We start from the raw sequence: 20,723 nt of genomic DNA, 5'->3' as shown, positions 1-20,723 counted from the left end.
CACGGTTCGCCGTGCCCTTTTTATTTAAGTTGGCCGATATGCAGGATAATCAAACGCAATCCGACACCACCTTCACGCTCAATAATCTCTCCTTTCGCGTGCCCGGACGCACCCTGCTGCATCCGCTCTCTTTGACCTTCCCGGCAGGTAAAGTGACAGGCCTGATTGGTCACAACGGCTCTGGTAAATCAACGCTGCTCAAAATGCTTGGCCGCCATCAGCCGCCGTCAGAAGGCGATATCCTGCTGGACGGTCAGCCGCTGGAGAGCTGGAGCAGTAAAGCCTTTGCCCGCAAAGTGGCGTATCTGCCGCAGCAGTTGCCGCAGGCGGAGGGGATGACCGTGCGTGAACTGGTGGCGATTGGGCGTTATCCGTGGCACGGCGCGCTTGGCCGTTTCGGCGTGGCCGACAGAGAGAAAGTGGAAGAGGCGATTGCGCTGGTGGGGCTAAAACCGCTGGCCCACCGTCTGGTAGACAGCCTGTCAGGAGGGGAACGTCAGCGCGCGTGGATAGCAATGCTGGTGGCCCAGGACAGCCGCTGCCTGCTGCTCGACGAACCGACCTCTGCGCTGGACATTGCCCATCAGGTCGACGTGCTTGCGCTGGTGCATCGTTTAAGCCAGCAGCGCGGTCTGACGGTTATCGCGGTCCTGCATGATATCAACATGGCCGCGCGTTACTGCGATTACCTCGTTGCCCTGCGCGGCGGTGAGATGATCGCCCAGGGGACGCCATCTGAACTGATGCGCAGTGAAACGCTGGAACACATTTACGGTATTCCAATGGGGATTTTGCCTCACCCTGCCGGGGCTGCACCGGTGAGCTTTGTGTACTGATGCTGGATTCTATGTTGATGAGTCGCCGTCGTCTGCTGACGGCACTGGCGCTTTCACCGCTGCTGTTAAAAATGAATACCGCGCGTGCGGCTGCGGTCGATCCACACCGCATTGTGGCGCTGGAATGGTTGCCGGTAGAGCTGATGATGGCGCTGGGCGTTACGCCCTATGGCGTGGCGGATATTCCCAACTACAGGCTATGGGTGAATGAGCCGAGGCTACCGGACTCGGTAATCGACATCGGCCTGCGCACCGAGCCAAATCTCGAACTGCTCACCCAGATGAAGCCGTCATTCCTGTTCTGGTCTGCAGGTTACGGCCCGTCAGAAGAGACAATGGCACGGATTGCGCCCGGCCGTGGTTTCTCCTTCAGCGACGGTAAAAATCCGCTGGCGATGGCGAAAAACTCCCTCCACGAGATGGCACAGTTCCTTAACCGTGAGGTTGAGGCCAAAAAACATCTCGACGATTTTGATGCCCTGATTAACACCCTGAAGCCGCGTTTTGCTCACCGGGGCGATCGCCCGCTGCTGATGGTGACGCTACTGGATGCCCGCCATATGCTGGTCTTTGGGAAAAACTGCCTGTTCCAGGACGTGCTCGACAGTTTTGGTATTCGTAATGCCTGGGAAGGGGAGATGACCTTCTGGGGCAGCACCGCCGTGGGGATTGATCGTCTTGCGGCATTTCGCGATGTGGATGTGTTGTGCTTTGACCACGGCAACGAGCGGGAGATGCAAACCCTGATGGCGACGCCGCTCTGGCAGGCAATGCCGTTTGTGCGTGAAAAACGGTTCCTGCGCGCACCTGCGGTATGGTTCTACGGCGCGACGCTTTCTGCCATGCACTTTGCCCGCGTGCTGGACAACGCGCTGGGAGGCCAGGCATGAGTACGCGTATTGCCCGTTTCCCGGCACTGTTGCTTTGCCTCCTTTTCCTGTGCGCGCTGGCATTGACCTGGTTCAATCTGTCGACGGCCTTACCGCGCGACCAGTGGCGTGCGGCGCTGGTGACGCCAGATATCGATAATATTCAGCAAATGCTGTTCCACTACAGTCTGTTGCCGCGGCTTGCGATTTCGCTGCTGGTCGGTGCGGGATTAGGACTGGTGGGCGTTTTATTCCAGCAGGTACTGCGTAACCCACTGGCCGAGCCGACGACGCTTGGCGTGGCGACCGGGGCACAGCTTGGGATCACGATTACCACACTCTGGGCGTTGCCTGGGGCATTGACCTCGCAGTTTGCTGCCCTCGCCGGTGCGTGTGTGGTGGGCGCGCTGGTATTCGGCGTCGCCTGGGGCAAACGTCTCTCCCCCGTCACGCTTATTCTTGCGGGGCTGGTGGTGAGCCTGTACTGCGGCGCGATTAATCAGCTGCTGGTGCTGTTCCATCACGATCAGCTGCAAAGCATGTTCCTCTGGAGCACCGGTACGCTCACCCAGACCGACTGGAGCGTCGTGCAGCGTCTGTGGCCGCAGATCGCCGGTGGCGTCATGTTGACGCTGCTGCTCTTGCGCCCGCTGACGTTAATGGGTCTTGATGATGGCGTGGCGCGTAACCTGGGGCTGGCGCTGTCGCTGGCCCGTCTGGGGGCGCTGACGCTGGCAATTGTGCTCAGTGCCCTGCTGGTTAATGCGGTAGGCATCATCGGGTTTATCGGACTGTTTGCGCCGCTGCTGGCAAAAATGCTCGGTGCGCGCCGCCTGCTGGCGCGCCTGATGTTAGCCCCGCTGATTGGCGCGTTGATCCTCTGGCTTTCCGATCAAATCATTCTCTGGCTGGCACGCGTCTGGATGGAAGTGTCTACCGGTTCGATGACGGCGCTTATCGGTGCACCGCTGCTGCTGTGGCTGCTGCCGCGTCTGCGCAGTATCAGCGCGCCAGCGATGGATGCTGGCGATAAGGTCTATGCTGAGCGCCAGTCAGTGCTGGGGTTCAGCCTTGCCGGGCTGGCAGTGCTCATTGTTATCTCATTTGCCGCGCTCGCTTTCGGACGCGATGCGGTGGGCTGGCACTGGGCGTCTGGGGATCTGCTTAACGAACTCATGCAGTGGCGCTGGCCGCGCATTCTCTCGGCGTTAATCGCCGGGGTCATGCTGGCGGTGGCGGGCTGTATTATCCAGCGTCTGACCGGTAATCCGATGGCCAGCCCGGAGGTTCTGGGTATCAGTTCTGGTGCCGCCTTTGGCGTGGTCCTGATGCTGTTCCTGGTGCCGGGAAATGCCTTCGGCTGGTTGATGCCTGCCGGGAGCGTTGGCGCGGCGGTGACGCTGCTGATCATCCTCATTGCCTCCGGGCGTGGCGGGTTTTCCCCTCACCGGATGCTGCTTGCCGGGATGGCGCTCAGCACGGCATTTACCATGCTGCTGATGATGCTGCAGGCGAGTGGCGATCCGCGTATGGCCAAGATCCTGACCTGGATCTCCGGTTCAACGTACAGCGCCACCGGCAGCCAGGTCGTGCATTCCGGGATTGCAATGATCGTATTGCTGGCGATGGTGCCGCTGTGTCGTCGCTGGATGACCATTCTGCCGCTGGGCGGCGAGACCGCGCGTGCGGTGGGGATGGCCCTGGCGCCGTCCCGTATCGGGTTACTGCTGCTGGCCGCATGCCTCACGGCAACGGCCACCATGACCATCGGCCCGCTGAGTTTTGTCGGCTTAATGGCGCCGCACATTGCCAGAATGATGGGCTTTCGTCGCACGATGCCGCACATTGTGATGTCGGCGCTGACGGGGGGCGTAATACTGGTGGTGGCTGACTGGCTGGGGCGGATGGTGCTGTTCCCGTACCAGATACCTGCCGGGTTGCTGTCGACGTTTATCGGTGCGCCGTACTTTATCTATTTGTTGAGAAAGCAAAGCAGGTAGAAGGGCGGTGGGGTATTGCCCTCTCCCGGTGGAGAGGGCAGCAGATCGTTTCTGTCTTACAACTTCGCAAAGACCCTGCGCGCAGCATCGATAGTCTTATTGATATCGTCTTCGCTGTGCGCGACGGACATAAAGCCTGCTTCAAACGCGGATGGTGCCAGGTAGACGCCTTCTTCCAGCATCAGATGGAAGAAGCGCTTGAAGCGTTCAACGTCACACTTCACCACATCCTGATAGCAGGTCACGGTTTTCGCATCGGTGAAGAAAATCCCGAACATCCCACCAACGTGGTTTACCACCAGAGGAATACCGGTTTCTTGCGCGGCCTCCAGCAGGCCGTTGGCCAGTTGAGATGTCAGATCGGTCAGGGTTTCGTGAATACCCGGCTGCGCGACTTCGGTCAGACAGGCGAAACCTGCGGCCATCGCAATCGGGTTGCCGGAAAGGGTACCCGCCTGGTAGACCGGGCCAGTCGGCGCCAGCGCTTCCATCACCTCTTTACGTCCCCCGAATGCACCGACAGGCATGCCGCCGCCGATGATTTTGCCAAGGCACGTCAGGTCCGGCTCTACGTCGTAGTAAGACTGTGCCCCCGCCAGCGCGACGCGGAAGCCGGTCATCACTTCGTCGATGATCAGCAGAGCGCCAAACTCATCGCACAGGGCGCGCAGACCCGGCAGGAACTCCGGCTGCGGAGGAATGCAGTTCATGTTGCCTGCGACAGGTTCAACGATGATGCAGGCAATCTCCTGCGGATACTGCTCGAAGGCTGCCCGAACGGTGTTCAGATCGTTATAGGTGCAGGTCAGGGTATGCTTCGCAAAGTCAGCCGGTACGCCCGGTGAGTTCGGCTGACCGAGGGTCAGCGCGCCGGAGCCGGCTTTTACCAGCAGGCAGTCCGCATGACCGTGGTAGCAGCCTTCAAATTTGATGATCTTGTCGCGGCCGGTAAAGCCACGTGCCAGGCGGATCGCGCTCATGGTGGCCTCGGTACCGGAGTTCACCATACGCACCATGTCCATTGTCGGGACCAGTTCGGTGACCAGTTCCGCCATTTTCACTTCCATCTCGGTTGGCGCGCCGAAGCTCAGGCCGCGCTGGGCGGCTTCGATCACCGCATTGCGGATAGCAGGATGGTTGTGACCCAGCACCATCGGACCCCAGGAGCCGACATAATCGATATAGGCTTTGCCATCGACATCATACAGATACGCGCCGTCAGCACGTTCGATAAACAGCGGCGTACCGCCTACGCCGGTAAAGGCGCGAACAGGCGAATTCACGCCACCTGGGATAAGCTCGCGGGCTGCACTGTAGAGGTTTTCAGACTTGCTCATGGCGTCGTTCCTGGTTCGTATAAAATGATTAAGCACACTATTCTAAGTGATCCTCGGAAGGTAATGAAATTTTTGCCCCCTTTCATGCCCAAACAATTGTTAAGTATTTTTCACGGGATGATATTACGCACTCTGGTAAAATCCCTGCGGTTATTTGTATGACGAAAAGAAACGGTAATGAAAGCAGACACTCATTCTTATACTGAACAGCAGTTCAGACGTGCGCAGCACCGTATCAGCATCCGGCGCTTGCTTAATCGTGATAAAACGCCGCTGGCTATCCTGCTGGCTGCTGCCGTGGTCGGCGCAGTTGCCGGGCTGGTGGGTATCGCCTTCGAAAAAGCGGTTAACGCGATAATGAACTGGCGAATTGGAACCGTGGCGGGTTTTGCCTATAGCGGTGGATGGGTATGGGTGTGGGCCTTTGGCTTATCTGCGCTGTTTGCCATGGTGGGCTATTTCCTGGTCCGTAAATTTGCGCCGGAAGCGGGCGGTTCCGGGATCCCTGAAATAGAAGGCGCACTGGAAGAGCTGAGGCCGGTTCGCTGGTGGCGCGTCATCCCGGTAAAATTTATCGGTGGCATGGGAACGCTCGGGGCAGGCATGGTGCTCGGGCGCGAAGGGCCAACGGTGCAGCTGGGCGGAAACGTTGGGCGTATGGTCGGCGATCTTTTTCGCATGCGCAGCGCGGAGGCGCGACATACACTGCTGGCAACGGGGGCGGCGGCCGGCCTTTCGGCGGCGTTCAACGCACCGCTGGCGGGGATCCTGTTCATTATTGAAGAGATGCGGGCACAGTTTCGCTACAACCTGATCTCGATAAAAGCGGTATTCACCGGCGTCATTATGTCGAGCATTGTCTTTCGCATTTTTAATGGCGAAGGTGCGGTGATTGAGGTGGGGAAACTGACCAATGCGCCGGTGAATACGCTGTGGCTGTACCTGATCCTCGGCATGATTTTTGGCGTGGTCGGCCCGCTGTTTAACACGCTTATCTTACGCGCTCAGGATATGTTCCAGCGCATTCACGGTGGGAATACCACCCGCTGGGTATTGATCGGCGGACTGCTGGGCGGCGGCTGCGGCGTGCTCGGCTTCATTGAGCCCAATGCCGCAGGCGGTGGCTTCGGGCTGATACCGATTGCCGCGGCGGGTAATTTCAGCATTGGTCTGTTGCTGTTCATGTTTATTTCGCGGGTGATTACCACCGTATTGTGCTTCTCCTCCGGTGCGCCTGGCGGTATTTTTGCCCCGATGCTGGCGCTGGGTACGCTTCTGGGAACCGCGTTTGGCATGGTCGCTGCTGCCGGATTTCCGGCCTATCATCTGGACGCCGGGACCTTTGCTATTGCCGGAATGGGCGCGCTGCTGGCGGCGTCTCTGCGCGCGCCGTTGACCGGCATCGTGCTGGTTCTGGAGATGACGGATAATTACCAGCTCATTTTGCCAATGATCATTACCTGTCTCGGCGCGACACTATTAGCCCAATTCCTGGGTGGAAAACCGCTATACTCCACCATTCTTGCCCGTACCCTGGCAAAACAAGAGGCCGAGCGGGCCCCGACGCAGAATACTTGAATGAATTACCAGGGTATTAGATAATGACATAAAGAATTGGGTGAATTTTACCCAATAGCAGTAGCAGTATTCATGGGAGCATAAGATGAGTGATGACGTAGCGTTGCCGCTGGAATTTACCGAAGCAGCAGCCAACAAAGTGAAAACCCTGATTGCCGACGAGGACAATCCGGATCTGAAACTGCGTGTCTATATTACCGGTGGCGGCTGCAGCGGCTTCCAGTATGGTTTTACCTTTGACGATCAGGTCAACGACGGCGATATGACTATCGAGAAGCAGGGCGTTGCGCTGGTGGTTGACCCGATGAGCCTGCAGTACCTGGTGGGTGGTTCGGTGGATTACACTGAAGGCCTGGAAGGTTCGCGCTTCGTTGTGACTAACCCGAACGCGACAAGTACCTGTGGATGTGGCTCTTCGTTCAGCATCTGACAGGGATGCAGTCGTAAGCCCGGTAAGCGTAGCGCCACCGGGCTTATAAACAACGCTTATCGTGCATTATCATCCAGCGCAAATGTCGGCAGCTTCAGATGCCAGCGTATCGCCGCTAACCGTATCCCCAGCGTGACCACCATACCCAGCATGGCTGCATTTTCTAGCGGCATCGCAAAGGTGTAATACGCCGTCGCGTGAACAATCCCACCAATAATACACGCCGTGGCATAGATTTCGGTACGCAGGATCATGGGAACTTCACGCGCCAGAATGTCGCGAATAATCCCGCCGCCGACCCCGGTTAACACGCCCATGCAGATGGCCACCATCGGGCCCGTTCCCGCATTGAAGGCTTTGTTGACCCCGATGCCCACAAAGACGGCCAGACCGACGGCATCCAGTACCGGGAGTATCCATTTCGGTAACCGGCGGGGTTGGCGAACCAACACAATGGTCAACAGACAGGTGACCATCGCCACCACCAGATCGGTTGGATCTTTTACCCAAAATACCGGGCCATTCGCCAGGGCCATATCACGTATCGTCCCGCCACCCACGGCGGTGACCACGCCCAGCACCAGCACGCCAAACGGATCCATGCGCAGTTTTCCGGCGAGTAAAACGCCGGAGATAGCAAAAACGGCTGTGCCAAGAATATCCAGCCAATAAACGAGCATCGTTAAATCCTCGAGCGGGGTATGTTGTTAGTGACTCTCTGCCAGCGCGGCACAGAGCTGTTTTGCGGCGAGGATAATACGCGGGCTGGCGCGTTCAAACCAGTCACTGGTGAGGGGGATCACCGGTATTTTTAGCTGACGTTGCCAGAATTGTTCAATTTTAGGAATCTCGCTCGCATTTCCGACCACCACGATGGCCTGTGGCTGGCGTGCGAGCACCTGTTCCCGGCTGACCTGAGGCCACGGCACCCGGCTGGCTGCAAAGATGTTTTCACCGCCGCAGATTTCCAGCACCTGATTCTGAATGGATCCTTTCCCGGTGGTGAACAGCGGCTGGCTGCCAAATTGCAGGAAGATGCGTTTTTTGACGGGGACATCGTAGCGGGATTTCAGCGCGGCATAGTCGCTGAGCATCTGTTTCGCGGCATTCTCGGCTTTTGCTGGGGTAGGGCTGTAGGGGGCCAGAGAACGCAGTGCCTGAGCGACCTGCTCAATGCTCACCGCATCAATCCACATCACCTTGATCCCAAGCGAGGAGAGCTGGTTGACCTGCCGCTCGGCGTTACCGCCGCGCCAGGCGAGCACGAGATCGGGTTTAAGCGCCACGATGCGCTCAATGTTCATCCCTTGCCAGGTTGCCACCTGTTCAATATGGGCCGCTTGCGGAGGGTAATCCGAAAAGCTGCTCACGCCGACAGGCGTGATCCCGGCGGCAAAGGCCAGTTCGGTATTTGCCGGAGAGAGCGTAATCACACGCGGCGCGGCAAATAGCCATGCCGGTGCGAGAAAAAGCAGGGCGACCAGCGCCCTGATGTATGGGTTACCCACGAGCCAGTTTCTGCACCAGGCGCTCCACCATCACGGTGGACTGTTTTGCCGCAACGGTCAGGAACTCGTCGAAGCTGATATGAGACTGCTGGTCAGCCACGTCGGAGATGGCGCGAACCACCACGAACGGAACGTTGAAGTTATGGCAAACGTGAGCAATGGCGGTCGCTTCCATCTCAACGGCAACGGCCTGAGGGAAGTTATGACGAATTTTCGCCAGGCCGACGGAGCCATTGATGAACGCATCACCGCTGACGATCAGGCCGCGTACCGCGTTGAGGTTCAGCTCAGCGATGCAGCTTTCAGCCGCCGCAATCAGTTTGTCATCGGCTTTAAACCCGGCCGGGCAACCCGGAAGCTGACCGTATTCGTAGCCGAATGCGGTAACGTCTGCATCGTGGTAACGCGCTTCATCGGAAACAACGATATCACCGACTTTCAGCGTCGACGCCAGGCCGCCTGCAGAACCGGTGTTAATGATAACGTCCGGCTTGCAGCGTTCGAGCAGCAGGGTCGCGCCCAGCGCAGCAGCAACCTTACCGATGCCTGATTTCAGCAGAGCGACGTCAACGCCATTCAACTGGCCGGTATAGATCTCACAGCCACCGAGGGAGAGAGTCTGACGGTTCTCAATTTTGTCACGCAGCAGCGTAACTTCTTCTTCCATTGCACCAATAATGCCGATTTTCATAGATTTACTCGCGATGTGCCTTGTTAAGATGCATAGTCTATCATGCGGTTAAGAGGAAACGCATTCTCACGCGGGGGAGCACATGTCACCAATCGATTTTCGCACCAAAATTAACTGGCACCGACGTTTCCGTTCGCCGCAGGGCGACAAGAGCGAGCATGAGATCCTGCGTATCTTCGAAAGCGATCGTGGGCGGATCATAAACTCGCCGGCAATCCGTCGTTTACAGCAAAAAACCCAGGTGTTTCCGCTTGAACGTAACGCTGCGGTGCGCACGCGCTTAACGCATTCTATGGAAGTTCAGCAGGTTGGCCGCTACATTGCCAAAGAGATTTTAAGCCGTCTCAAAGAGCAGCAGCTTCTCGAAACCTATGGGCTGAATGAGCTGACCGGGCCGTTTGAGAGCATTGTTGAGATGGCCTGCCTGATGCATGACATCGGTAACCCGCCCTTTGGTCATTTTGGCGAAGCCGCCATAAATGACTGGTTTAAACAGCGGCTTTATCCTGCTGATGCGGTAAGCCAGCCTCTGAGCGATGACCGCTGCCTGGTGCGGGATTTACGCCTGCGCGAAGGTGAAGACGCGCTGAACGACCTGCGGCGTAAAGTCCGTCACGACCTCTGTCACTTCGAAGGGAATGCGCAGGGGATCCGGCTGGTACACTCCCTGATGCGTATGAACCTGACCTGGGCACAGGTGGGGTGTATCCTGAAATATACGCGACCGGCCTGGTGGATGGGCGAGACGCCCGCGTCGCACAGTTATTTGATGAAAAAGCCGGGCTATTATCTTTCCGAAGAAGCCTATATTGAGCGCCTGCGTAAAGAACTTTCTCTGACACCAAACGGCCGCTTCCCCTTAACCTGGATTATGGAAGCTGCCGACGACATTTCATATTGTGTTGCCGACCTGGAAGACGCCGTTGAGAAAAGAATATTCAGCGTCGAAGAACTTTATCAGCATCTTTATGAGGCCTGGGGAACGCATGAAAAAGGCTCGCTGTTTGCTCAGGTTGTCGAAAATGCCTGGGAGAAATCGCGTTCAAATACATTAAGCCGCAGCACGGAAGATCAGTTCTTTATGTATTTACGGGTCAATACATTAAATAAACTGGTGCCTTATGCCGCCTCGCGCTTTATAGACAACCTGCCGTTAATTTATAGCGGCGAATTCAACCATGCGTTGCTGGAAGATGACAGCAGCTTTAGCCAGCTTCTTGAGCTCTATAAAAACGTGGCCGTGCGTCATGTTTTCAGCCATCCGGATGTTGAACAGCTTGAGCTGCAGGGATACAGGGTTATCAGTGGGTTACTCGAAATCTATCGGCCTCTGCTGCAGTTATCCGTCGACGAGTTCAGCGAGCTGGTGGAAAAAGAGCGCGTGCGGCGAATACCGATTGAATCCCGGCTTTATCAGAAACTTTCAACCCGCCACCGTCTGGCTTATGTCGAAGCCATCGGCAAGCTGGATCGGCAGTCGCCCCAGTGGCCGGTGCTGGAATATTATTATCGCTGCCGTCTTATCCAGGACTATATCAGCGGGATGACAGATTTGTATGCCTGGGATGAATACCGCAAGCTCATGGCGGTGGAATAAGCACGGAGTTTTGTAAAGACGGCCAATAAATTTTTACCTTTTCCATAAACTTATGGCCGGAACTAAGCGGTATAAAATGAATCTGAGTTACACAGCAATTTTGCGTTATCTGTAAATCGAGATTAAGACACATGAAAAAAACCACATTAGCAATGAGTGCACTGGCTCTGAGTTTAGGTTTAGCGCTGTCTCCTCTGACTGCTACTGCAGCTGAGACCGCATCGTCGGCAGCGACCGCGCAGCAGATGCCAAGCCTGGCACCGATGCTCGAAAAAGTGATGCCATCGGTGGTGAGTATTAACGTTGAGGGCAGCACAACCGTCAATACGCCGCGTATGCCGCGTAACTTCCAGCAGTTCTTTGGTGATAACTCACCTTTCTGCCAGGACGGTTCGCCATTCCAGAGCTCCCCGTTCTGTCAGGGCGGTGGTGCAGGGGATGACACCCAGGGGGGTGGCCAGCAGCAGAAATTCATGGCGCTTGGCTCGGGTGTGATTATCGATGCGGCGAAAGGCTACGTCGTGACCAACAACCACGTTGTTGATAACGCCAACAGCATTAAGGTTCAGCTGAGCGACGGGCGTAAATTTGATGCCAAAGTGGTCGGGAAAGACCCGCGCTCCGATATCGCGTTGATCCAGATTCAGGATCCGAAAAACCTGACGGCGATTAAAATTGCCGACTCCGATGCGCTGCGTGTCGGTGATTATACCGTCGCTATCGGTAACCCGTTCGGTCTGGGTGAAACCGTAACCTCGGGGATTGTTTCCGCGCTGGGTCGTAGCGGCCTCAACGCCGAAAACTATGAAAACTTCATCCAGACGGATGCCGCCATCAACCGGGGTAACTCCGGCGGTGCGCTGGTGAACCTGAACGGTGAGCTGATTGGTATCAACACCGCGATCCTTGCACCAGACGGCGGCAATATCGGGATCGGCTTTGCTATCCCAAGTAACATGGTGAAAAACCTGACCGCGCAGATGGTGCAGTATGGCCAGGTGAAACGCGGTGAACTGGGGATTCTGGGTACCGAACTGAATTCCGAACTGGCTAAGGCGATGAAAGTTGACGCCCAGCGCGGCGCATTTGTCAGCCAGGTGATGCCGAACTCCTCCGCGGCGAAAGCGGGCATTAAAGCGGGTGATGTCATTACCTCCCTGAACGGGAAACCGATCAGCAGCTTTGCCGCGCTGCGTGCTGAAGTGGGCTCCATGCCGATTGGCAGCAAAGTGACCCTCGGCCTGCTGCGTGACGGTAAACCGGTTAACGTGAGCCTGGAACTGCAGCAGAGCAGCCAGAATCAGGTTGATTCCAGCACCATCTTCAGCGGCATTGAAGGCGCCGAGATGAGCAATAAAGGTCAGGACAAAGGCGTTGTGGTGAACAACGTTAAAGCGAACAGCCCGGCTGCGCGCATTGGCCTGAAAAAAGGCGATGTGATCATGGGTGCGAACCAGCAGCCAGTGAAAAACATCGCTGAACTGCGCAAAATTCTGGACAGCAAACCTTCTGTGCTGGCGTTGAATATTCAGCGTGGTGATACCTCAATTTACCTGCTGATGCAGTAATCCTCTCAGGCCCCTGTTTCAGATGAGCAGGGGCTTTTCACCTTTCTGTGACCTTTTCCACAACTCCATACTTCTCCCTTTCACTTTGTGCATTCGCACAATGCAGCGGTAGCTGAACTTCCCTATGCTTGAGCTCTGCTCACAGGAGGGTTACATGGCTGGCTGGCATCTCGATACCAAAATGGCGCAGGATATTGTGGCACGCACCATGCGCATCATTGATACCAATATCAACGTAATGGATGCCCGTGGGCGCATTATTGGCAGTGGCGATCGTGAGCGTATTGGGGAATTGCACGAAGGGGCGCTGCTGGTGCTCTCCCAGGGGCGGGTGGTGGACATCGACGATGCGGTGGCGAAACACCTGCACGGTGTCCGTCAGGGCATCAATTTACCGCTGCGTCTTGAGGGGGAAATTGTTGGCGTTATCGGCCTGACCGGCGAGCCGGAGTCGCTGCGAAAATATGGCGAACTGGTCTGTATGACGGCGGAGATGATGCTTGAGCAGTCGCGCCTGATGCATCTGCTCGCCCAGGACAGCCGTCTGCGTGAAGAGCTGGTGATGAACCTGATTCAGGCGGATGAGCATACCCCTGCACTCAATGAATGGGCGCAGCGCCTGGGAATCGATCTGAATCAACCGCGCGTCGTGGCGGTAATTGAGGTGGACAGCGGCCAGCTTGGCGTCGACAGTGCGATGGCTGAGCTGCAGCAGCTGCAAAATGCGCTGGCGACACCGGAACGCGATAACCTGGTGGCGATTGTCTCTCTGACGGAAATGGTGGTGCTCAAGCCCGCGCTGAACGCGTTCGGGCGCTGGGATGCAGAAGATCATCGTCGTCGCGTGGAGCAGTTGATTGCCCGCATGAAGGAGAATGGACAGCTTCGTTTTCGCGTCGCGCTGGGCAATTACTTCACCGGTCCGGGCAGTATTGCCCGTTCCTGGCGTACTGCCCGCACCACCATGATGGTGGGTAAGCAGCGGATGCCGGAAAGCCGCAGTTATTTCTACCAGGATCTGATGCTGCCGGTGCTGCTCGACAGCCTGCGCGGTGGCTGGCAGGCCAATGAGCTGGCACGTCCGTTAGCGCGCCTCAAGGCGATGGACAACAACGGTCTGCTGCGTCGGACGCTGCAGGCGTGGTTCCGTCATAACGTACAGCCGCTGGCAACGTCGAAAGCGCTGTTTATACATCGCAATACGCTGGAATATCGACTGAACCGGATTTCGGAGCTGACAGGACTGGATCTGGGGAGCTTTGACGACAGGCTGCTGCTTTATGTGGCGTTACAGCTCGATGAGCAGAGATGAGTGAAATACGGCCTGATGCCCTTACGCCATCCCTTTCCACGGGAGAGGGCGCAAACACTAAAACGGCAATCAAAGATTGCCGTTTTAGTGTTTATTTCCGGGTAAGCTTTTCAAGATCCGCTTCGATTTCGCTAATCTTGTTGGTGACAACGCTTTCAAGGTGACGCAGATCGTCGAGGATCTTACGTTTGAGATCGACTTCAGTGCGGTCGCGCTGACAGATCTGATCGAGTTCATCGATCACATAGCGCAGATTAGGGCTGATTTCCTGAACTTCTTTGTATCCCTGTCCTACACCGTCAGCGACGACGGTCTTACGCTGGCGTGGATATTTAAACTTCACGCTCTTGGCGAAAAACTCTCCTTTGTCCTTGTGAAAATAGATTTTCAGAATGTCGTTATTAGCTTCCTGGCGAAGGCTGTAACGATCAATTTCATCAGGATTGGTAATGCCCAGACTTTTCAGATTATCGTACATAGCGGTACCCTTGATCTCAACATAACCTTTGAATAATTAACGAAAAAATCTATTTTCGCCACCCTCAGATATGAAAAAAGCGGGGTGGCCCCCGCTTTTTGTTATATCCGATTAATCGATGGTGCGCAGCAACTCATTGATGCCCACCTTACCGCGGGTTTTCGCATCAACTTTCTTCACGATAACCGCACAGTACAGGCTGTACTTGCCATCTTTTGACGGCAGGTTGCCGGAGACCACAACGGAACCGGCCGGCACGCGACCGTAGTGAATTTCACCGGTCTCACGATCGTAAATACGGGTGCTCTGACCGATGTAAACGCCCATCGAGATAACGGAGCCTTCCTCAACGATCACGCCTTCCACCACTTCAGAGCGCGCGCCGATGAAGCAGTTATCTTCGATGATGGTTGGGTTAGCCTGCAGTGGCTCCAGTACACCACCGATACCCACGCCGCCGGACAGGTGAACGTTTTTACCGATCTGCGCGCAGGAGCCGACGGTTGCCCAGGTATCCACCATGGAGCCTTCGTCTACGTAAGCACCGATGTTAACGTAGGAGGGCATCAGCACGGTGTTACGCGCGATGAACGCACCCTGACGTACGGCCGCTGGCGGTACTACGCGGAAGCCTTCTTTCTGGAAGCGAGCTTCGTCGTAGTCAGCGAATTTCATAGGGACTTTATCGAAGTAGCGGCTTTCTGCTCCGTCGATAACCTGGTTATCATTGATACGGAAAGAGAGCAGCACGGCTTTCTTCAGCCATTGATGAGTTACCCACTGACCGTCGATTTTTTCTGCTACACGTAGCGCGCCGGAATCCAGCAGAGAAATAACCTGATTAACCGCTTCACGGGTAACGGTATCCACATTTGCCGGAGTAATCTCGGCGCGACGCTCAAAAGCGGACTCAATAACGTTCTGTAACTGCTGCATTGTTTACTCTTTCCATTTCACTAAAAAACACGTCACCCTTTATCGTTTGGATTGAGGGCTGCTGTCAACCGTTGTTGCACTTCAAGTTGCAGGTCATTATTAAGGGCACGCCGGTCGGCGGTGGCGATTATAAATAAATCTTCTACTCGTTCGCCAATGGTTGTAATTCTGGCGCCGTGAAGCGAAATTCCCAGATCGGCAAAAACCTGGCCGACGCGGGCGAGCAGCCCAGGCTGGTCGAGCGCGATCAGCTCCAGGAACGATTTACGATCGGTGTGGGTCGGCAGGAAATTGACCTCGGTATCGACGGTAAAGTGGCGTAATTTCGACGGCTGACGACGCGGCTGCGGTGGCTGCCAGCTGCGCTGGGTGATCGCCTGTTCCAGGCCAAAACGTATCCCTTCATGGCGGTCCGACGACAGCGGGCTTCCGTCTGGCTCCAGCACAATAAAGGTGTCCATCGCCATGCCGTCCCGGGTGGTGAAAATCTGCGCGTCGTGAACGCTCAGGTTACGCCTGTCCAGTTCGGCACAAACCGCAGCAAACAGATAAGGCCGATCCGGGCTCCAGATAAAGATCTCGGTACCGCCGCGCGTGGCCTGCGGACTGAGGAGGATCATCGGCTGCGACAAATCATGCTGAAGCAGATGTCGCGCATGCCAGGCAAGCTGGTTTGGGCTGTGGCGGACAAAATAGTTGGCACGACAGCGCGCCCAAATCTGATGCAGCGCCTCTTCATCAATGTTATCCATCCGCAACAGCGCCAGCGCCTGCAGCTGATGATGGCGTACACGCTCGCGCATGTCCGGGGTGTTTTGCATCCCGCGGCGCAGCTGTTTTTCGGTGGCAAAGTACAACTCGCGCAACAGGCTTTGCTTCCAGCTGTTCCACAGCGTTTCGTTGGTGGCACAAATATCGGCTACCGTCAGGCAGACCAGATAGCGCAGGCGATTTTCCGTCTGAACCTCTTCTGCAAACTGCTTGATGACCTCCGGATCCTGAATATCACGACGCTGCGCGGTGACGGACATCAGCAGGTGGTGGCGTACCAGCCAGGCAACCAGCTGCGTCTCGCGAGAGTTCAGTCCATGCAGTTCGGCAAATTTCAGCACGTCCTGCGCGCCGAGCACCGAGTGGTCACCGCCGCGACCTTTGGCGATGTCGTGGAACAGGGCGGCAATCAGGATCAGTTCCGGGTGGGTAAGACGTGGCCACAGTTCGACGCACAGTGGGTGACGTGAGCGTGTCTCTTCTCTGGCAAAGCTCTCCAGCTTGAGCATGACGCGGATCGTGTGTTCATCCACCGTGTAGGCGTGGAACAGATCGAACTGCATCTGCCCGACGATATGTGACCACTGCGGCATATAGGCCCACAGCACGCTGTGGCGATGCATCGGCAGAAGCCCACGGCTGACGGCCCCCGGATGGCGCAACATACTGAGAAAAAGGGATCGGGCTTCCGGGATATAGCACAGTGGCTGCGTCAGATGACGGCGCGCATGGCGCAGATGACGCAGCGTTGTGGAGTAGATCCCGGTGATCGTGCTGTTGCGAACCATGGTGTAGAACATCCGCAGGATCGCTTCCGGCTCACGGATAAACAGCGTTTCGTCGCGCAGATCGATAAGCGTGCCGCGCAGCTGGAATTCATCATCGATCGGCCGCGGTTTTTCGTCCGCCGTCAGGGCCAGGATCGCTTCGTCGAACAGCTGCAGCAGCATCTGGTTCAGTTCAGTGACACGACGGGTAACGCGGAAGAAATCCTTCATCATATGCTCAACCGGCTCGTTACCTTCACCGCGGTAGTTGAGGCGCTGCGCCACGCTGAGCTGACGGTCAAACAGCAGACGGTTATCGTAGCGGCTAAGCTCGAGATGCAGGGCAAAACGGATCCGCCAGAGCAGGTGTAGACACTCATTCAGCTCGTTTCGCTCAGCCTCGGTTAAAAAGCCGAAGCCAACCATCTCGTCCATTGAGGTGGCGCCAAAGTGGCGGCGGGCCACCCACTGCAGCGTGTGAATGTCGCGCAGTCCGCCCGGACTGCTTTTAATATCCGGCTCCAGGTTATAGCTGGTGCCGTGGTAGCGCTGGTGACGCTGATTCTGCTCCTCGACCTTCGCGGCGAAGAATTTTTCTGAAGGCCAGAAGCCGTCGCTGAAAATGTGTTTTTGCAGTTCCAGGAACAACGCGACGTCGCCAATCAACAGGCGGGTTTCAATCAGGTTGGTGGCGACGGTCAGGTCAGATAATCCTTCAAGCAGGCACTCTTCCAGCGTGCGCACGCTGTGGCCCACTTCAAGCTTCACATCCCACAGCAGCGTCAGCAGTTCGCCAATTTTCTGCGCCTGTTCATCCGGCAGTTTTTTGCGGCTTAAAATCAGTAAGTCGATATCGGAAAGCGGATGAAGCTCGCCGCGGCCATAGCCCCCGACGGCGACCAGTGCCACGTCACTGATCTGCCCAAACCCGTAATCAATCCACAGACGCTGCAGGAGCTGGTCGATAAACTCGGTGCGTGCTTCAATGAGCTGCTCCGCGGAGATGCCGGCATCAAATGCGCTTCCGAGCCAGCGCTGGAAGACATCCATATGCGCCTTGATACCGGCGCAGGTCAGATCCTGCTGGGGCCAGACGCCCGGGTTATCGGGCTGGTCGGGTAGGGTGGGAAGTGCTGTATTAGCATACTGTTCGGGTAAAAGATTACTCATCGTGCGCCACCCATAAGAAAAAGCTATAGCCATTAAAAAAGCCGGCATCTGCCGGCTTTTTTATCATTCATCGTGCGTGAGTATCGCCGGGATGGTGTCATCCTTGCGCAACGTCATAATTTCGCAGCCGTTGTCTGTTACCACAATAGTATGCTCGTACTGTGCAGACAAGCTTCTGTCTTTGGTTTTCACCGTCCAGCCATCTTTCATGGTGCGGATGCGGTAATCACCGGCGTTGACCATCGGCTCGATGGTGAAGGTCATGCCTTTTTGCAGTACCACGCCGCCGTCATCCGCATCATAGTGCAGAACCTGTGGCTCTTCGTGGAAGACACGGCCAATGCCGTGGCCGCAGTATTCACGCACAACGGAGAAACCTTCCGCTTCAACGAATTTCTGGATAGCGGCCCCGATGGTGCGCAGGCGAATGCCGGGTTTAACCATTTTCAGCGCCAGGTAAAGGCTTTCTTGCGTCACTTTGCACAAACGCTCGCCCAGAATCGTCGGCTTGCCCACGATGAACATCTTAGAGGTGTCACCGTGGTAGTCATCTTTAATGACCGTCACGTCGATGTTGACGATGTCGCCATCTTTGAGCAGTTTTTCGTTGTCCGGAATACCGTGACAAACCACTTCGTTAATCGAAATGCAGACGGATTTCGGGAAACCATGGTAGCCAAGGCAAGCGGAGACCGCGTGCTGCTCATTGACGATATAGTCGTTACAAATGCGGTCCAGTTCACCCGTGCTCACGCCCGGCTTCACGTACGGCTCGATCATTTCCAGCACGTCTGCGGCCAGACGACCGGCGACGCGCATCTTTTCAATTTCTTCAGGTGTCTTAATAGAGATAGCCATGTAATCTGTCCATCAGTGTCGATTTTTTCGACAATACTAGTCTAAGTGTCGTTAATGGTATCAGTCAGGCGCACCCCGTGCCAAATTGAGAATCATTAACAGCACACTCGGCCAACAACTGTTGGTTTCTGGTCGTGTTTTGTGGTATAAAGCGCGCCGGACTTCCGATCCATTTCAGATACACAGGCTGGACGGAAGCGACAAATCTCACTTTGTGTAACAACACACACGTATCGGCACATATTCCGGGGTGCCCTTCGGGGTCGGTAATATGGGATACGTGGAGGCATAACCCCAACTTTTAATATAGAGGTTTTAAACATGGCAACTGTTTCCATGCGCGACATGCTCAAGGCTGGTGTTCACTTCGGTCACCAGACCCGTTACTGGAACCCGAAAATGAAGCCTTTCATCTTCGGCGCACGTAACAAAGTTCACATCATCAACCTTGAGAAAACTGTACCAATGTTCAACGAAGCCCTGGCTGAGCTGAACAAGATCTCTTCCCGTAAAGGTAAGATTCTGTTCGTTGGTACTAAGCGCGCTGCAAGCGAAGCTGTGAAAGATGCTGCTAACAGCTGCGATCAGTTCTTCGTGAACCATCGCTGGTTGGGCGGCATGCTGACTAACTGGAAAACCGTTCGTCAGTCCATCAAGCGCCTGAAAGATCTGGAAACCCAGTCTCAGGACGGTACTTTCGACAAGCTGACTAAGAAAGAAGCGCTGATGCGCACTCGTGAACTGGACAAACTGGAAAACAGCCTGGGCGGTATCAAAGATATGGGCGGCCTGCCAGACGCGCTGTTCGTAATCGATGCAGACCACGAGCACATCGCAATCAAAGAAGCTAACAACCTGGGTATCCCGGTATTCGCTATCGTTGATACCAACTCCGATCCGGACGGTGTTGACTTCGTTATCCCGGGTAACGACGACGCAATCCGTGCTGTTAGCCTGTACCTGAGCGCTGTAGCTGCTACCGTTCGTGAAGGCCGTTCCCAGGATCTGGCTTCTCAGGCGGAAGAAAGCTTCGTAGAAGCTGAATAATAAGGTTTCACCCCTTATTAGTACCGTGTATGAATAGGGGCCAATTATCGGCCCCTTTTTTCAATTTACACTGTTTGGCCTCAGGCCGGGCAGTTCACATCTCCCGAGGATTTAAGAATGGCTGAAATTACCGCATCCCTGGTAAAAGAGCTGCGCGAGCGTACTGGCGCAGGCATGATGGATTGCAAAAAAGCGCTGACTGAAGCGAACGGCGACATCGAGCTGGCAATCGAAAACATGCGTAAATCCGGTGCGATCAAAGCAGCTAAAAAAGCAGGCAACGTTGCTGCTGACGGCGTGATCATCACTAAGATCGACGGCAACTACGGCATCATCCTGGAAGTTAACTGCCAGACTGACTTCGTTGCTAAAGATGGTGGTTTCCAGGCATTTGCTAACAAAGTTCTGGACGCAGCTGTTGCGGGCAAAATCACTGACGTTGAAGTTCTGAAAGCACAGTTCGAAGAAGAACGTGTTGCTCTGGTTGCTAAAATCGGTGAGAACATCAACATCCGTCGTGTTGCTTCTCTGGAAGGCGACGTTCTGGGTTCATACCAGCACGGTGCACGTATCGGTGTTCTGGTTGCGGCTAAAGGCGCTGATGAAGAGCTGGTTAAACAGCTGGCTATGCACATCGCTGCAAGCAAACCAGAATTCGTTAAGCCAGAAGACGTGTCTGCTGAAGTGGTAGAGAAAGAGTACCAGGTTCAGCTGGACATCGCGATGCAGTCTGGTAAGCCAAAAGAAATCGCAGAGAAAATGGTTGAAGGCCGCATGAAGAAATTCACCGGCGAAGTTTCTCTGACTGGCCAGCCATTCGTTATGGATCCAAGCAAGTCTGTTGCTCAGCTGCTGAAAGAGCACAACGCTGACGTGACTGGCTTCATCCGCTTCGAAGTGGGCGAAGGCATCGAGAAAGTTGAGACTGACTTCGCAGCAGAAGTTGCTGCAATGTCCAAGCAGTCTTAAT

18 protein-coding genes are annotated in these 20,723 nt (G+C 55.6%); 10 read left to right on the top strand and 8 right to left on the bottom strand.

The features are described 5' to 3' along the window. The first annotated feature begins 38 nt into the window (after nt 1-38). The 3 genes from fhuC to fhuB are packed head-to-tail and all read left to right on the top strand — an operon-like array spanning nt 39 to nt 3,705. Complete coding sequence (gene fhuC, locus QRN24_RS11885) at nt 39-836, top strand: Fe3+-hydroxamate ABC transporter ATP-binding protein FhuC (RefSeq protein ID WP_020882606.1); 798 nt, start codon at nt 39-41, stop codon at nt 834-836. After that, nucleotides 836-1,726: a Fe(3+)-hydroxamate ABC transporter substrate-binding protein FhuD gene (gene fhuD, locus QRN24_RS11880; protein ID WP_138613290.1), complete on the top strand. Its 891-nt coding sequence runs from the start codon at nt 836-838 to the stop codon at nt 1,724-1,726. Before fhuC ends, fhuD begins: the two co-directional genes overlap by 1 nt. Then, nucleotides 1,723-3,705, top strand: a complete 1,983-nt coding sequence (fhuB, locus tag QRN24_RS11875) for a Fe(3+)-hydroxamate ABC transporter permease FhuB (RefSeq protein ID WP_284942739.1) — start codon at nt 1,723-1,725, stop codon at nt 3,703-3,705. The genes fhuD and fhuB overlap by 4 nt, the downstream gene beginning before the upstream one ends. Before the next feature lie 56 nt (nt 3,706-3,761). Here fhuB and hemL read toward each other — a convergent pair whose 3' ends face one another. Continuing rightward, a complete protein-coding gene (gene hemL / locus QRN24_RS11870; RefSeq protein ID WP_244047683.1) occupies nt 3,762-5,042 on the bottom strand; it encodes a glutamate-1-semialdehyde 2,1-aminomutase in 1,281 nt (426 codons plus the stop codon). Between the two features lie 177 nt (nt 5,043-5,219). Here hemL and clcA point away from each other — a divergent pair, with 177 nt between their 5' ends. Together clcA and erpA are read left to right on the top strand one after the other, a co-directional pair. Next, complete coding sequence (gene clcA, locus QRN24_RS11865; protein ID WP_020882610.1) at nt 5,220-6,620, top strand: H(+)/Cl(-) exchange transporter ClcA; 1,401 nt, start codon at nt 5,220-5,222, stop codon at nt 6,618-6,620. A gap of 85 nt (nt 6,621-6,705) precedes the next feature. Then, on the top strand, nt 6,706-7,050 hold the full coding sequence (gene erpA / locus QRN24_RS11860; RefSeq protein ID WP_013095643.1) for an iron-sulfur cluster insertion protein ErpA: 345 nt from the start codon (nt 6,706-6,708) through the stop codon (nt 7,048-7,050). A 56-nt stretch (nt 7,051-7,106) separates the two neighbouring features. On the opposite strand, the gene QRN24_RS11855 is transcribed toward erpA, so the two are convergent. Genes QRN24_RS11855 through mtnN form a run of 3 tightly spaced genes read right to left on the bottom strand, consistent with a single transcriptional unit; the run spans nt 7,107 to nt 9,249 of the window. Then, complete coding sequence (locus QRN24_RS11855; RefSeq protein WP_014168690.1) at nt 7,107-7,730, bottom strand: TRIC cation channel family protein; 624 nt, start codon at nt 7,728-7,730, stop codon at nt 7,107-7,109. Between the two features lie 27 nt (nt 7,731-7,757). Continuing rightward, nucleotides 7,758-8,558 carry a vitamin B12 ABC transporter substrate-binding protein BtuF gene (btuF, locus tag QRN24_RS11850; RefSeq protein ID WP_020882611.1) on the bottom strand — a complete coding sequence of 267 codons (801 nt, stop codon included), beginning with the start codon at nt 8,556-8,558 and terminating at the stop codon, nt 7,758-7,760. Then, on the bottom strand, nt 8,551-9,249 hold the full coding sequence (mtnN, locus tag QRN24_RS11845; protein ID WP_014168692.1) for a 5'-methylthioadenosine/S-adenosylhomocysteine nucleosidase: 699 nt from the start codon (nt 9,247-9,249) through the stop codon (nt 8,551-8,553). Before mtnN ends, btuF begins: the two co-directional genes overlap by 8 nt. An 82-nt stretch (nt 9,250-9,331) precedes the next feature. Here mtnN and dgt point away from each other — a divergent pair, with 82 nt between their 5' ends. The 3 genes from dgt (at nt 9,332) to cdaR (ending at nt 13,726) form a co-directional block, all read left to right on the top strand. Beyond that, on the top strand, nt 9,332-10,846 hold the full coding sequence (gene dgt, locus QRN24_RS11840; RefSeq protein ID WP_032679637.1) for a dGTPase: 1,515 nt from the start codon (nt 9,332-9,334) through the stop codon (nt 10,844-10,846). Between the two features lie 131 nt (nt 10,847-10,977). Further along, a complete protein-coding gene (gene degP / locus QRN24_RS11835; RefSeq protein ID WP_032679638.1) occupies nt 10,978-12,414 on the top strand; it encodes a serine endoprotease DegP in 1,437 nt (478 codons plus the stop codon). A 154-nt stretch (nt 12,415-12,568) separates the two neighbouring features. Continuing rightward, entirely contained in the window at nt 12,569-13,726 is a 1,158-nt protein-coding gene (gene cdaR, locus QRN24_RS11830; RefSeq protein ID WP_020882613.1) for a DNA-binding transcriptional regulator CdaR, read from the top strand. A gap of 91 nt (nt 13,727-13,817) precedes the next feature. On the opposite strand, the gene QRN24_RS11825 is transcribed toward cdaR, so the two are convergent. From QRN24_RS11825 to map, 4 genes are all read right to left on the bottom strand, one after another. After that, nucleotides 13,818-14,204: a DUF3461 family protein gene (locus QRN24_RS11825; RefSeq protein WP_014168696.1), complete on the bottom strand. Its 387-nt coding sequence runs from the start codon at nt 14,202-14,204 to the stop codon at nt 13,818-13,820. Nucleotides 14,205-14,315: 111 nt separating this feature from the next. Then, nucleotides 14,316-15,140 carry a 2,3,4,5-tetrahydropyridine-2,6-dicarboxylate N-succinyltransferase gene (gene dapD, locus QRN24_RS11820; protein WP_020882614.1) on the bottom strand — a complete coding sequence of 275 codons (825 nt, stop codon included), beginning with the start codon at nt 15,138-15,140 and terminating at the stop codon, nt 14,316-14,318. 32 nt (nt 15,141-15,172) lie between these two features. Next, the gene (gene glnD, locus QRN24_RS11815) at nt 15,173-17,848 is read right to left on the bottom strand and encodes a bifunctional uridylyltransferase/uridylyl-removing protein GlnD (RefSeq protein WP_020882615.1); all 2,676 of its coding nucleotides are present in this window, start codon (nt 17,846-17,848) and stop codon (nt 15,173-15,175) included. 63 nt (nt 17,849-17,911) lie between these two features. After that, complete coding sequence (gene map / locus QRN24_RS11810; RefSeq protein WP_014168699.1) at nt 17,912-18,706, bottom strand: type I methionyl aminopeptidase; 795 nt, start codon at nt 18,704-18,706, stop codon at nt 17,912-17,914. A 321-nt stretch (nt 18,707-19,027) separates the two neighbouring features. Here map and rpsB point away from each other — a divergent pair, with 321 nt between their 5' ends. Both rpsB and tsf read left to right on the top strand, forming a co-directional pair. Next, nucleotides 19,028-19,753: a 30S ribosomal protein S2 gene (gene rpsB / locus QRN24_RS11805; protein ID WP_003856207.1), complete on the top strand. Its 726-nt coding sequence runs from the start codon at nt 19,028-19,030 to the stop codon at nt 19,751-19,753. A 117-nt stretch (nt 19,754-19,870) separates the two neighbouring features. Next, entirely contained in the window at nt 19,871-20,722 is an 852-nt protein-coding gene (tsf, locus tag QRN24_RS11800) for a translation elongation factor Ts (RefSeq protein WP_008501911.1), read from the top strand. Nucleotide 20,723: the final 1 nt, after the last annotated feature.

Source organism: Enterobacter sp. MEB024 (assembly GCF_030209635.1).
Taxonomy (GTDB): domain Bacteria; phylum Pseudomonadota; class Gammaproteobacteria; order Enterobacterales; family Enterobacteriaceae; genus Enterobacter; species Enterobacter ludwigii.
The sequence above is the reverse complement of the archived record's forward strand: the minus strand, read 5'-3'. Positions and strand labels throughout refer to the sequence as shown.

Coding starts and splice junctions, on each gene's coding strand:
- fhuC (WP_020882606.1), top strand. CDS start 39: ATGCAGGATAATCAAACGCAATCCGACACCACCTTCACGCTCAATAAT.
- fhuD (WP_138613290.1), top strand. CDS start 836: ATGCTGGATTCTATGTTGATGAGTCGCCGTCGTCTGCTGACGGCACTG.
- fhuB (WP_284942739.1), top strand. CDS start 1,723: ATGAGTACGCGTATTGCCCGTTTCCCGGCACTGTTGCTTTGCCTCCTT.
- hemL (WP_244047683.1), bottom strand. CDS start 5,042: ATGAGCAAGTCTGAAAACCTCTACAGTGCAGCCCGCGAGCTTATCCCA.
- clcA (WP_020882610.1), top strand. CDS start 5,220: ATGAAAGCAGACACTCATTCTTATACTGAACAGCAGTTCAGACGTGCG.
- erpA (WP_013095643.1), top strand. CDS start 6,706: ATGAGTGATGACGTAGCGTTGCCGCTGGAATTTACCGAAGCAGCAGCC.
- QRN24_RS11855 (WP_014168690.1), bottom strand. CDS start 7,730: ATGCTCGTTTATTGGCTGGATATTCTTGGCACAGCCGTTTTTGCTATC.
- mtnN (WP_014168692.1), bottom strand. CDS start 9,249: ATGAAAATCGGCATTATTGGTGCAATGGAAGAAGAAGTTACGCTGCTG.
- dgt (WP_032679637.1), top strand. CDS start 9,332: ATGTCACCAATCGATTTTCGCACCAAAATTAACTGGCACCGACGTTTC.
- degP (WP_032679638.1), top strand. CDS start 10,978: ATGAAAAAAACCACATTAGCAATGAGTGCACTGGCTCTGAGTTTAGGT.
- cdaR (WP_020882613.1), top strand. CDS start 12,569: ATGGCTGGCTGGCATCTCGATACCAAAATGGCGCAGGATATTGTGGCA.
- QRN24_RS11825 (WP_014168696.1), bottom strand. CDS start 14,204: ATGTACGATAATCTGAAAAGTCTGGGCATTACCAATCCTGATGAAATT.
- dapD (WP_020882614.1), bottom strand. CDS start 15,140: ATGCAGCAGTTACAGAACGTTATTGAGTCCGCTTTTGAGCGTCGCGCC.
- glnD (WP_020882615.1), bottom strand. CDS start 17,848: ATGAGTAATCTTTTACCCGAACAGTATGCTAATACAGCACTTCCCACC.
- map (WP_014168699.1), bottom strand. CDS start 18,706: ATGGCTATCTCTATTAAGACACCTGAAGAAATTGAAAAGATGCGCGTC.
- rpsB (WP_003856207.1), top strand. CDS start 19,028: ATGGCAACTGTTTCCATGCGCGACATGCTCAAGGCTGGTGTTCACTTC.
- tsf (WP_008501911.1), top strand. CDS start 19,871: ATGGCTGAAATTACCGCATCCCTGGTAAAAGAGCTGCGCGAGCGTACT.